Source organism: Glaciihabitans sp. UYNi722, from assembly GCF_040549465.1.
Taxonomy (GTDB): domain Bacteria; phylum Actinomycetota; class Actinomycetes; order Actinomycetales; family Microbacteriaceae; genus Lacisediminihabitans.
Map to the genome: position 1 here is coordinate 60,849 of NZ_JBEPTL010000012.1, position 12,642 is coordinate 73,490.

Annotated in this window: 11 protein-coding genes; 4 read left to right on the forward strand and 7 right to left on the reverse strand. The window is 61.1% G+C overall.

The window, feature by feature from the left end:
• Positions 1-10 precede the first annotated feature (10 nt).
• The 4 genes from ABIB56_RS10490 to ABIB56_RS10505 are packed head-to-tail and all read right to left on the reverse strand — an operon-like array spanning position 11 to position 3,513.
• On the reverse strand, positions 11-1,036 hold the full coding sequence (locus ABIB56_RS10490; protein ID WP_354569151.1) for a glycosyltransferase family 2 protein: 1,026 nt from the start codon (positions 1,034-1,036) through the stop codon (positions 11-13).
• Entirely contained in the window at positions 994-1,449 is a 456-nt protein-coding gene (locus tag ABIB56_RS10495; RefSeq protein ID WP_354569152.1) for a GtrA family protein, read from the reverse strand. The genes ABIB56_RS10490 and ABIB56_RS10495 overlap by 43 nt, the downstream gene beginning before the upstream one ends.
• A 1-nt stretch (position 1,450) precedes the next feature.
• Entirely contained in the window at positions 1,451-2,413 is a 963-nt protein-coding gene (locus tag ABIB56_RS10500) for a Gfo/Idh/MocA family protein (protein WP_354569153.1), read from the reverse strand.
• Positions 2,413-3,513, reverse strand: coding sequence for a DegT/DnrJ/EryC1/StrS family aminotransferase (locus ABIB56_RS10505; RefSeq protein ID WP_354569154.1), 1,101 nt, complete (start codon positions 3,511-3,513; stop codon positions 2,413-2,415). Before ABIB56_RS10505 ends, ABIB56_RS10500 begins: the two co-directional genes overlap by 1 nt.
• A 115-nt stretch (positions 3,514-3,628) precedes the next feature.
• On the opposite strand from ABIB56_RS10505, the gene ABIB56_RS10510 reads away from it, so the two are divergent.
• The gene (locus ABIB56_RS10510) at positions 3,629-4,366 is read left to right on the forward strand and encodes a UDP-N-acetylglucosamine acyltransferase (RefSeq protein WP_354569155.1); all 738 of its coding nucleotides are present in this window, start codon (positions 3,629-3,631) and stop codon (positions 4,364-4,366) included.
• A 398-nt stretch (positions 4,367-4,764) separates the two neighbouring features.
• Positions 4,765-5,592 (forward strand): hypothetical protein, encoded by an 828-nt coding sequence (locus ABIB56_RS10515; RefSeq protein ID WP_354569156.1) that lies wholly within the window; start codon positions 4,765-4,767, stop codon positions 5,590-5,592.
• A gap of 301 nt (positions 5,593-5,893) precedes the next feature.
• Here the strand turns inward: ABIB56_RS10515 and ABIB56_RS10520 are convergent, their stop codons facing one another.
• Positions 5,894-6,103: a hypothetical protein gene (locus tag ABIB56_RS10520; protein WP_354569157.1), complete on the reverse strand. Its 210-nt coding sequence runs from the start codon at positions 6,101-6,103 to the stop codon at positions 5,894-5,896.
• Between the two features lie 290 nt (positions 6,104-6,393).
• Between ABIB56_RS10520 and ABIB56_RS10525 the strand changes: the two genes are divergently transcribed.
• On the forward strand, positions 6,394-8,796 hold the full coding sequence (locus ABIB56_RS10525; RefSeq protein ID WP_354569158.1) for an FG-GAP-like repeat-containing protein: 2,403 nt from the start codon (positions 6,394-6,396) through the stop codon (positions 8,794-8,796).
• Positions 8,797-8,957: 161 nt separating this feature from the next.
• Positions 8,958-9,959 (forward strand): GDP-mannose 4,6-dehydratase, encoded by a 1,002-nt coding sequence (locus tag ABIB56_RS10530; RefSeq protein ID WP_354569159.1) that lies wholly within the window; start codon positions 8,958-8,960, stop codon positions 9,957-9,959.
• 1 nt (position 9,960) lies between these two features.
• Here ABIB56_RS10530 and ABIB56_RS10535 read toward each other — a convergent pair whose 3' ends face one another.
• Together ABIB56_RS10535 and ABIB56_RS10540 are read right to left on the reverse strand one after the other, a co-directional pair.
• Positions 9,961-11,256, reverse strand: a complete 1,296-nt coding sequence (locus tag ABIB56_RS10535) for an O-antigen ligase family protein (RefSeq protein WP_354569160.1) — start codon at positions 11,254-11,256, stop codon at positions 9,961-9,963.
• Positions 11,253-12,608 (reverse strand): O-antigen ligase family protein, encoded by a 1,356-nt coding sequence (locus ABIB56_RS10540; protein ID WP_354569161.1) that lies wholly within the window; start codon positions 12,606-12,608, stop codon positions 11,253-11,255. The genes ABIB56_RS10535 and ABIB56_RS10540 overlap by 4 nt, the downstream gene beginning before the upstream one ends.
• Positions 12,609-12,642 lie beyond the last annotated feature (34 nt).

Genomic DNA, 12,642 nt, shown 5'->3' on the forward strand with positions numbered 1-12,642 from the left:
GGCATTCCTGTTACTTAGAAAATGGTCCGGTATTCGCCTCGAACGGTAAGAATGTCGGCGTCGCAGGGCTAGCTTGAATGTCGAGTTGGAGCGCGCTGATCAACATCTGGGTACCGAGCATCAGCGGAAGGGCCGCGAGCATCACCGTTGCGGCGGTGGCTACGACGGACGCCACAATCTGGAAGCACACCCAAACGGCAACTCCGAGTCCGAAGGCGACGAGCAGCATGCCGATCACTAGCAGGAGCGCGATGGGAGAGAACGACCACAAAACATACCGGTACCAGATCCGCCTCCAAAATCCACGGAACAATAGATTGAGCAACTCTGGGATGACTTTGCCAAGCCGAATGCTGGAAACTTCGTTTCCATAGACGGCGGGGATAGGAACGTCTACAGCCGGAACCTGGAGAATGTTTAGATGGATGAGCAGGTCGTTCTCGAAGCTGTAGCGTCGCGAAACCTGGTCGAGCGGTACTCGTTTGAGCACCTCGGTTCTGATCGCCGTATATCCATTCTGCGGATCGAACAGGTGCCAATATCCCGACGTCATCTTGGTCATGAAGGACAGCACGATGTTGCCAAGAACCCGATAACGAGGCATGCCGGCAAATGATTCGGGCGCGAAGAATCGGTTCGCTTTCGCGAATCCGTAGCCCTCAGCCGTGACATGGTCGAGCAATTGCGGAAGATACTCCGGATCCATTTGAGCGTCGCCTGCCATGACGACGTTGACATCCGCACCGAGTTCGATCGCAGAGCGGTGCCCGGTGATAATTGCGCCGCCCACCCCTTGATTAACCTCGTGGCGGATGAGGGTCACCCGTGCATCGTTGGTGCGATTCACCGCCCCGCTCGTGTCATCCGGGCTGCAGTCATCGACGATGACGATGTGGTCTACGAACGAGGGCATACTAAAGATGACTTGGGCGATCATCGATTCTTCTTTGTAGGCTGGAACGACGGCCGCGATTGTTGCTCCTCTGTACACGTCTATTGATCCTTCGTGTTGTTTCGATGAGGCGGGAAGATCCACATTCGGTACGCGAAGTAATTACCCACGGTCGTGAGAATTGTCGCAATCACTTTGCCCCAGCCCCAGCCAACGATAGTGGTATCGAAAAGCGAGACCAGTGCCACGGTGAATACGGTGTTCGCGGCCACGAGTATCGAGTAACGCACGAGAGCCCCCCCGTGCCGTGCTCGAGACGAGAAAGAGAAAAGGCGCTGCAGCGTGTAGTTGACACCGAAGCTGGCGATGAACGCACAGGCAGTAGCCAGCCACAGGGGCCATCCGGTCGCGACGTGAAGAAGCCAGACCAAGCCGAAATCAACGATGAAACTTAGCCCTCCCACCATGCCGTAGCGGAAGAGGCTGTGGGTCCAGAGCTGGCGCCACGGGCTGACTAGGCGGGGGGCTTGCCGGCCGACGGGCTCGTTGTGGGCCATGCTAGTCAGCGCGTCTCGTAGCCGTAACCTGATCGATCACCAGGTGGGGTGGAAGAATCGTTCCTCTTTCTGCGGCTGCGTCGACGCGCCCGTCGATGATGTCTAGGAAACGCTCGAACTGCGTCGTCAATGGTTCCTCGGACGTCAGAAGTTCGGGAATTTCGATGACGGTCTGCTGACGGTAGCCGCGCCCCTCCACGTCAGCGGATTCGGAGACGTGTCGATAAACGGTCACATCCCGTCGCAGGAGGTCTACTTCGATCAGTTTGTCGAGTTCGTAGATGGATAGTAGACGGATTTTCCTGTGGCCCACGCGACTCGCTGAAACATGGGCGATCGCGCCGCTGTCGAACTCGAGAAGAGTTTCTGCCACATCTTCCGCTGCCGTTCCGGACCGCGGATGAAAATGGCCAAGAGCCGAATTGACGACCTGCGGGCTGCTTCCCAGGAGAAGGATGGAGAGGTCGACATCGTGTACGAGCAAATCCCATGCCACACCAGTTTTGATCCGCGGAGCGTAGGGCGAATGGCGCGTCGCCGTCACGTGGAAAGGGTGATCCAAGATGCTGCGCGCTGTCAGGACTGCGGGGTTGTAACGTTCGAGGAGCCCGCACATGAACGGCAGGTCGAGGCGATCCGCCAACGAGAGGATCTCCTCCGTGCGGAGGATATTGTCCGCGACCGGCTTTTCCACTAGGAGCGGTGTCGCGGAGTTGAGTACCTGCATAGCGAGCGGGTGGTGAGCTTCAGTGGCCGCTGCCACGATGACGCCGTCGACGCCGGAGAGATCGGGCAGTTCGGGGAGCCAAACAGTGCCGAATCGCGCGGCAGCTTCACGGCCAACGTCTTCCCGAGGGTCGACGACGGCCGCGAGGCTCGCCCGCTCTGACTGCGACACGACGCGAGCATGATTGAGCCCCATGTTTCCGGCTCCCACCAGAATCACCCTGCTCTGAGCCGCCATCAGGTAGATGCTGCCGTCGCGACGACCTCGGTGATAGTAGCAATATCGTCCGCGGAAAGTAGTGGGTGAACCGGAAGCGAGATGACTTGGGAGGCAACCCGCCTTGCGATGGGAACATCGCTCTTGAGAACCGCAGGATGGTCGCGGTATGCGTCATAGTCAAAGAGCAGTCGCGGGTAGTAAACCCCTGCGCCGACTCCTGAACGATGAAGCGAAGCGACCATTTCGTCCCGGGAGAGCGCGCACTCATCGGTTACTCGAATCGTGAACTGGTGCCATACATGTCGGCGATCGGGATATTGTCGCGGTACCTCAATCCCCACAATACTGGCTAGTCCGGCAGACAAGGCATCGGCATTCGACCGCCGCTTGTCGACGGTCATGTCATATCGAGCGAGTTGCGGAATGGCCAGGGCCGCCTGGAGGTCGGTCAGTCGGTAGTTGTGCCCTGCGATTTCGTAGACATACCTTTCGCGCATTCCTTGATTGCGAAGAACGCGGAGCCGGTCAGCGACATCGTCGTCGTCCGTCGTTATCATCCCACCTTCCCCCGTTGTCAGGTTTTTGGTGGCATAGAAGGAGAAGGATCCGAGGCCGAAGCTTCCGGCGGACTTGCCGCGGTAGGTCGCACCGTGCGATTGAGCGGAGTCCTCGAGGATCGACAGCTCATGGGCTTTTGCCAACGCCACGAGGGGATCCATGTCGGCCATCTGGCCGTACAGATGCACGGGCATGATGACTCGAGTCCGCTCCGTCACGCGGTCGGCCACCGAGGACGGGTCGATGTTGAAATCATCTTCGTTGATGTCGGCGAAGGTCGCTGTCGCCCCCGCTTCGAGAATCGCATTGACCGTTGCAACAAAAGTGAACGGGGTCGTTATGACCTCATCGCCCGGCCGAAGGTCGAGGATATCTAGCGCCGCGACCAGGGCGGTCGTACCGTTATTGACCGCGATGGCGTGCTTCACACCGCACAGTGCGGCAAACTCACGCTCGAATCTCTGGACCATCGGGCCTTGCGCGATGGAGCCGGATCGCAATACTTCGATCACCAGTTCCTCCTCTTCGGATCCGAACTGGACGGAGGAGATTGGAATCATGGAACCTCATGAGAATAGGGGTGTGACGCGCTCTTTAGGAGCATGCAACTATAACCTAGCCTCTCGCCCGCGTGTTGCAGGCCCGCACATGCGCTGGAATGAAAGAAGCTCGATCGTGAACGCGATACACCCCACCGCCCAGATTGCGCCCGATGTCGTAATCGGCACCGGAAATACTGTTGGGCCATTCGTGGTGATCAACAGCTCGACAATCATCGGGAATGACAACTGGATCGGGGCTGGCGCCGTGATCGGCGCAACCCCGGAGGTGCGTGGCTGGAAACACCCGACACCCCCGGACGCACCGATCGCGGGCGGCGGTGTGCTGATTGGTGATCGAAACGTGATCCGGGAACACGCGCAGGTTCACCAGGGATGGGCCGCGCGCACAATACTGGGGAACGACCTCTTTGTTATGAACCAGTGCTACGTTGCACACGACTGCTCGATTGGTGACGGTGCCACCCTTGCCTCGAGTGTTTTGCTTGCCGGGCACGTGACTGTCGGGGAGGGCGCCAACCTTGGGCTCGGGACAGTGGTTCACCAAAGAACCTTTCTGGGCGCCGGGGTGGTCGTCGGGATGGGATCGGTCGTAACACGAGATATCCCACCGTTCGCGAAGGCATTCGGGAACCCCGCACGAGTTCACGGGGTAAACCTCGTGGGCATGTCGCGCATGGGCCATCCGCCCGATTCGATCGACAAGCTCGCTGCGCTCTACGGAAGTCTGCCGGTGGGGATCGATGACCTCCGCGCCTTTGGGCTCGCTCACCCGCTCATGGCCAAAGCCATGGACTCTTGGGTGGCTTCGCGAGCTGATCGCTCTGGCACATCGCTCCGAGCTCTAGATTAAAGTGACCTAGCCGGGCAGCCAACTCCTTCGGTCCCTTCTTCCTAGGCGCAAGCGGTGTGAATCGGGTGGGGCCCCATTTCAACCGAATGGCGGCGGTCGTGGAAGATAGCGGCGGCGGATTGGTGTGCTCTGGGCTGAGAGCGGGCCGTTGCTTGTTCTAAAAAGGTCCGATGAATGCCATCGTCGCGGTAAAAGTGGTCTCAGTATGTCGCGTCGGTCTTCCTATGGAAGTAGAATGGCCAGGCGACGCCATTGCCGAACACACCTCCTCTACTCTGTTCAACCGGCACGTTAGAGCCGTAAACCATCCAGGCAAGAATGGGAGGACGGCAGTCCCGCGGGACGCGCTGGTGCCGTCGTGTAGTTGAGTCAGCCACGAGAGCGGGTAGCCTCCCGTTATGAACACACCAGTCATAATTCGAACCGCGATCGGAACCCTAATCTGTTCCGCTCTCATCGCCATGTCTGGGGTCGCGGCCAGCCCCGGTTTTGCCGACGAGACTCAATCGGGTTATGCGTTCCTACCGGGGGATCCAGTGATCTTCAGCAATGGGGGCACCGCCTCGGGCGGTGTCGAGGGCGCGTGTACTGGGGGGTACGTGATCCGGGGGGACTCAGGTGTGTTCATTCTCGGACCCAAGGCATGTTCAGTCATCTTCTCCAGCGTCCGCGGGTCTGATCGCAATTTCGGTTACGTGGTCTCCAAGTCGGAACCGGACGGGAACGCGCTTATTCGCGAAAATCCGGGCGACGATGCTTTTCAAGTTGTCCGCGACCCGCTCACAGGCGCGCAGCCGGGCACAGGCGCGATTGTCGGCTGGATGCCATCCGATCAACAGTCTGCAGGCATGCTGATAGGAAAGATGGGTATCGGGACAGGGTGGACCGAGGGTCGGATAGTCGGCGCAGTCGATTTCCGGGGACAGACTTTGCTATGCGCCGAGATGAAGACTGGCCTCGGTGACGCCGGCGGACCCGTGTGGAGAAACGACGCGAACGGATTGAGGGCGCTCGGAACCATTCAGGCATTCGACCCTGTGACAACGATGGGATGCTATCGCCCAATCCAAGAGACGCTCTGGAATTACGGCGCGTCGCTTCCATCATTCGGCCCTGATCAGGGAAGGCCCCCGTTCGGCCAGCTGGCCCCAGGAACGCCCTACCTGGACCTGCCTGGACTTGCGGTTCCTGTCAAGAATATTCCGGTGAGAGGCGATTGGCATTAGACCTAGATCGCACAGTCGTCCCCACGATTTGCAGTGAACTGCACCTCATCCCGCACGGACGGAAGAGACGTGTTCCACACGTGTGTAACGTCGTCGAATTGGGTATTTCACGCCGTGCTTCGAGGGATGAAAGTGTTTGGGGGAGAAGTGTCAAGCCCCGCGTTTTGTGGAGGGCCGGTTATCCCGCTCCATCGATGTGATGGCCGGGTGCTGCTGTTCAGGAGCTCGTTCTCAACCTCAATCGGAGGTCGATAGCCGATCTCTCAGCGAAGTCGCCGGTGGTTGAACCAGTCGATTGTATTCAGCCGTCGCCCTTGGACTTGATCGAGGCGACAGTCTCGGCGTCGGTGAGACGTTCGGCGTATCGAATGGCTCGATATTGAACTCCGCCGTCGCTGTGATTAATCAACTGGGACTGGTCCCGGCCCGCCCGGCGACGGGTCCACGTCCCCATCTCCAATGCGTCGAGGGCAAGATGGGTGTTCAGGCTGGTCGATAGTTGTCGGCCCACGACGCGGGGGCGAACACATCGGTCAAGAAGGAGGCGGCGTAAACCCATCCGGAGAACATCCGGATATGCGTTATGTCGGCGCCCCATAGGCAGTCTGGGGCGGTCACGGTGACAGCCGGAGGTCGACCAGGTCCGAAGGCCGGTCCGCCAACGGTCCTGGGCTGGTCGTTCTGGGTCTTTTGGCCCGACGGACATCGCGAAGAATGTCCAACCGTCTGCCCCCCGCTCGGGGTTCTTTCGAGCAGAAGTGGGAGTGGCTAGGATTCAAAAGGTCTGGGCGGGAGGCAGTTATGGCGGCGATGTTCGGTCGGACGGGGCTTGCGCGCATCTCCTTGCAGTCTGGTGTGGCGGCGACGGTGATCGTCTCCCTCATCGCGATAGCGCTCGCCGCTTTCACACCTGCGCGAGCCGGCGCGGTATCAGGTAGCGACTTCGTTGCTGGAAACGTCATCAACGATGCCAGCTTCTATGACGGCGCAGCAATGACCCAGCCCGAAATTCAAACCTTCCTCGATGCGAAGATCGGTTCCTGCCAGAACGGCCTGTGCCTCAACGTGCTTGTCGTGGACGTATCGAACCGTGCGCGTATTGTCTCCGACAGGACGGGCCTCCTTCGGTGTGACGCGTTTCAGGGAGGGCGCCTCTCAGCCTCGGAGATCATCTATCGCGCCCAAGTTGCTTGTGGCATCAGCGCTCGAGTCATCCTGGTGACCCTTCAAAAAGAACAGGGTCTGATTTCGAAGCAAGCCCCGTCGATGGAGGCGTTAGATCGCGCCATGGGTCTGGCCTGTTCTGACTCGGCACCCTGTGCACCCACCGCCCTCGGGTTTGGAAACCAGATCTATTCCGCCGCGCTGCAACTCAAGACGTACAGGGCGAGCAAGTTTGGAATGCAGCCGGGCGCGCTCAACATCCGATTCAACCCAAATGCAGCGTGCGGAAGCGCCACTGTGTCGGTGCAGAACTTCGCGACGGCTGCTCTGTACAACTACACCCCGTACCAGCCCAATCCTGCAGCGCTCAGCACCCTGACCGGACTCGGCGACGGTTGTTCCTCCTACGGAAACCGCAATTTTTGGGTGTATTACAACTCCTGGTTTGGATCCAGCGCCGCCGCTCCCATGCACGACCCGAGCCAGTATGTCCTCTCGATAGATGCTGGTGGCGTTCTGTGGATGTATCCGGAGACTGGTTCAGGAACATGGGATTCGCCGCGCCAGATCGGCTCTGGCTGGAACGTCTTCTCGGGCGTATTCCGCGCGGGTGACTTCGCCGGCGACGGCACGCAGGCAGTCATGGCGCGAGACGCCGCCGGTATCCTGTGGATGTATGGGCGCTTGAACAGCGGACTCTGGTTGCCTCCTCGCCAAGTGGGCAGCGGCTGGGGGGACTTCACCGCGATAGTCGGAGGGTACGACTCCACGGGCGACGGAAACCCAGACGTTTTCGCTCGGACGCCGGCGGGTATTCTCTGGTTGTATCCCGGAGATGGCCAGGGGGGCTGGAAATCGCGCGTGCAACTCGCCACCGGATTTGACTCGGCAACCGCAATCGTGGACGCGGGTGATTTCGATAGAAACGGCCACCCCGATCTCTTGGTGAGAGATGCCGCGGGCGACCTGTGGCTTCACGGAGGCACCGGAGCCGGCCCGCTTCGCCCACCCGTGAAGGTTGGTTCCGGTTGGGGTGACTTCTCCGCTGTTTTCGCGGGAGGAGATTTCAACGGGGACGGCAATCCCGACATCATGGCACGGACCAGCGATGGAGCCCTGCTGGTTTATCCGAGTGATGGTCGTGGTGGCTGGCTCGCTTCATCCATGATCGGCAAAGGATGGCAAAGCAGCTCCATCGTCGGAAATGGGCTCGTTGCCGGGTCAGTCAGCGAGGCGGTGACGACCTCACCGACCTTGCCGACCAAGCCTCCTCCGGCAACGCCGCCGACATTGATCGCACCCATGACCTCCCCAGACCCTGCGCACTACGTTCTCACACGCGACACATCGGGGTTGCTCTGGATGTACCCGCGAAACGCCGACGTGTGGTCGCCACGGATTCTCGTAGGAAATGGGTGGAGCAGCTTCACTTCACTAGTCCGTGCCGGTGATTTCAGCGGTGATAAATTCGAAGACGTGCTCGCGCGTGATGACGCTGGCACACTTTGGCTCTATCCTCGTGATGGGAAAGGAGGGTGGGGCGAGCGCCAGCCGGTGGGTACCGGGTGGAACGTCTTCACCGCGATTGCGGGAGTGGGCGACTTCAACGGCGATGGGCATCCGGACGTGGTGGCTCGCGACACCGCTGGCCTACTCTGGCTTTATCCCGGCGACGGAAAGGGCGGCTGGCTTGCCCGATCCACTATCGGTTCCCAATGGAATGTCTTCTCGACGATCATTGCCGGCGGCGACTTCAATGGAGACGGCCACCCTGACATCATTGCACGAGAGAGTTCCGCCCTGTGGCTGTATCCGGGCTCGGACGCTGGCGGTTGGTTGCCCCGAGTTCAGATTGGCTCAGGCTGGGGTACCTTCCCATCCGTGATGAACGCTGGCGACATTAATGGTGACGGGCATCCCGATGTACTGGCGATTGACGGTCTCGGGAACCTGATCCTCTACCCAGGGGATGGACGGGGCGGCTGGCTGGCCCCGCGCGCAATAGGGTCCGGCTGGAGTGCGATGGCCGGAACCTTCTAGCGCTTTCGCACCCGGGCCGCTGCCCGATTGCGTACTCTGCGGAAAGCGCCGACTGTCGAGGACATGGTCCAGAGGGATTGATCCGCCCGGTTAGGCTAACTTTCGCGTTCGAACGGTTCGGCACAGTCCACATATCCCGAGACAACAGAGCAGGGCAGAGAATGAAGCGAGCCTTAATCACAGGTATCACCGGCCAGGATGGACTGTATCTCGCAGAGCTCCTTCAGTCGAAGGGATACCAGGTCTTCGGCCTCATTCGAGGGCAGGACAACCCCAAGTACGACCTCGTGCGTGACACTGTTCCAGGGATAACGCTTCTCAAAAGCGACCTCACAGACATTTCCAGCTTGGTGCGCGCGCTCGAGCTGTCAGACCCCCATGAGGTGTATAATCTCGGCGCAATCTCTTTCGTGCCCTATTCGTGGGAGAACCCCGTTCTCACGACGGATGTCACGGCGAAAGGCGTCTTGAACCTGCTGGAAGCAATCCGTATGTGGGCTGGAACCGACCTCTCACGAGTGAGGTTCTACCAGGCCTCCAGTTCCGAAATGTTCGGAGAGGTACGAGAGGTTCCTCAAACCGAATCGACCTTGCTCTGGCCTCGCTCACCGTACGGAGTCGCCAAGGTCTTCGGGCATCATCTGACCATCAACTACCGGGAGTCCTACGGTCTCCATGCGTCCAGCGGTATCCTCTTCAATCACGAGTCGCCCCGGCGGGGTCCGGAGTTCGTGACGCGCAAGGTGACGCAGGCCGTTGCGCGGATCTCACTCGGCGAGCAGAAAAAGCTCGTTCTTGGCAACCTCGACGCCCGGCGAGACTGGGGTTTCGCAGGCGACTTCGTCGAGGCGATGTGGCTCATGTTGCAACAGGATGAACCGGAGGACTTCGTGGTCGCTACCGGCGTGGCGCACTCCATCCGCGACTTGCTCGATGTCGCATTCGGCGAGATTGGAATCGAAGATTGGACTCCGTGGGTCGGAGTCGACGAACGTTACCTCCGCCCGGCTGAAGTGACCCATCTGATCGGGGACGCGACGAGAGCCCGAACCGAGCTCGGATGGCAGCCGTCCGTCGAGTTTGATGAATTAATTCGCATGATGGTGGCTTCCGACTTGATCGAGCAAGAGTTGGCTCTTGTGCGACACGGCGCGAGCCGCTGACCTATTCGAATGCGACTCGGGTCGCCGCAAACGCCTTCCGCCAGCTCAGCTCTCGCGATGCCTTCACGCAGCAGACCACGAAGGTGAGCCATCCGAATTCCACCAGCATCGAACTCTCGGCGAAGCCTGTGACCAGCAATACCACGAGCACGAGAGCCGGCCAGGCGTAGACGAAGCTGCGCTGGCGTGAGGCGAGCAGCCAGGAGCGGATGAAGGTGAGCGCCACCAGTCCGACGAAGGCGGCGAGGCCTACGAGGCCCAGTTGGAGCCAGACATCGAGGTAGGCGTTCATGCCGGAGGCGGGGGTGGCGGCGACATCCGGGATGAATTGGAACGGTGGGAGGTCTTCGCGCCAGTGGCCTATCCAGCCCCAACCCTCCAGCTCGTGCAGGGGGATGAGCAGGCGCATCGGCTGCCAGAGTTGCAGTCTCAGCTTGAGTTCGGCGCTGGCGCTCAGGGCATTGATGATCGGGGTTCGCGCGGCCCAGGCCGCCGCGCCCACGGCGATCGTGAGAGCGAGGAGACCGATCTGCCAGAACCTCTTGCGCTCCGCGGACACGCGACGCAGGCCGTAGAGAGCGGCCGCGGCGAGGGCGACCACGACGAAGGTGCCGAAGGCGACCGGCGAGCGGGAGAGTGCGAGCATGAGCGCGGCGAGCACCAGGGATCCGATGGCGATGGGACGCTGGATGGAGCGGGTGCGGAGTTCCGTGACGAAGGTGACGATCGCGACCAGGGCGATCACGCCGAGCTGGTTGCGGGTGCCGAAGATGCCCTGGATCGGGCCGAACTGGGCGAGGTTGCCCTGAATGTAGAGGAACCGCAGTGGCGCGTCGATCAGAACGCCGGAGAAAATCTCCAGCACGAGGGAGAGTGCGAGCGCCACGCGCAAGACGTCGCCGAATGCCCTCGCGATCTGGATCGTGTCACGGATCAGTGCGACGTAGATGCCGAGCACGGTCACAGTGCCGAAGTAGACCACGCTGCCGAAGGTCGCCCACTGGTACTGGCTCCAGAACACGGAGATCGCTGCCCAGCCGACGAAGATCAGGAGTGAGATCGGCAGCAGGCCGTGCCATTCGACGGTATCCCTGCGGGCCAGGAACGAGAGCGTCGCCAGCACCACGAGGGTGCCCAGAATCGCGAGGAGACCCGCCCAGCCGATCAACTGCTGCAGGAAGAGCGAACCCAGTGCGGCGCCGATGATGGTCTGCGTCAGGGCGGCGGAGAAGCGCGGCGATCCGAAAAAATTCTCGACCGCCGTGAACGCGGGATGTCGAGGCTGCTGCATGCTCATGAGCCGCGCTGCCCTGTCACGGCGAATTCGGCGGACATAGGACTCAACTTGGTCTTGACCGCCCAGAGCACCAGAAGCATCCAGCCACCCTCGAGGAGCATGCGACTCTCCGCGATGCTCTGCACGAGCTGCGCGACGAGCATCAGGAGCGGCAGCAGCGCCAGCCAGGAGTGGTGACCCACGGAACCGGGGGTGGTGACGATGCGATCCGCGGCCATGATCCAGGAGCGCACCAGCGTCGACAGGGTGAGCGCGGCGAAGATCACCAGGCCGACGATGCCCACCTGCAGCCAGACGTCGAGCCAGGCGTCGTGAGCGTGCATGACCTGGACGCCGCCGGCCCTCACGAGACCCTTGAAGGGCGGAATCCAGGGGATCCAGTAGCCGAGCCAGCCCCAGCCGAATGCCGGTCGTTGCTGGGCGAGCCCGATCACGGCATCCCAGATCGTGAAGCGGCCGGTGAAGTCCTCGCTCTTGCCGAGGATGCCGAGGATGGGGTTGCGCAGAACAAATCCAAGCGCGGCGATCGCCACCACCCCGATGCCGATGCCACCGTAGGTGAGCACGCGGCCGCGCCTGGTGCGTGCCTGCCGAATGAGCAGCACGGCCAGCGCCACGACCACCACAGCGCCGAGACCGACGAAGATGGTGGCGGACTTGGTGATGGCGATCGTGAGAACGGCCACCACCATCCAGAACCAGCCCCACAGGCGGCTGACGCTGTGACGGTCAGTATTGCGGCGCTCGCGGTTTCTGGAGGCCAGCTGGATGGCGAAGACGATCACAGCGAGGAGCGCCACCATGGCGAGCAGGCTCGAGTTGCCGATGATGCCCTGGATCTTGCCGCCCGAGAACAGCAGGTCACGGGACCAGTAGAGCAGCTTCGCCGGGTGGGCCGGATGCTCGACGAGCCAGACCGGATAGATCGGCTGGCGGATGAATACCGACACGATGAACTCGAAGATGAACGACAAGCCGAGGATGAACCGTAGCGCCCAGCCGAGGGCGGTGAGAAGTTCGGCCCAGCTCAGAGTGACGGCGATCGAGACGGCGGATGTGGCGGTGATCCACTGCACGAAGACGCCGAGGGTGGTGAACAGCGGGTAGAACGACCAGGCGATCGACAGGCCGGAGAAGAGGAGGAACCCGAGCAGCGGATAGGGGAGGCTCGCCCAACGGAATCGCCCGCGATTGTGTACGAGTAGCACGACTGTTCCGGCGACGACGATGGCGACCATGATGCCGTAGCCGTACCAGCTCAGTGCGTTGCGCCAGAAATCGCCGGCGAGACCGGTGAACAAGGCCAAGGCCGCGAACCCCAGGCGGAGTCCGCGGCTATCGAGTTTGCTCATGGGTAGAGGGTACCGGCTGGGGTTCGCGTCGTCT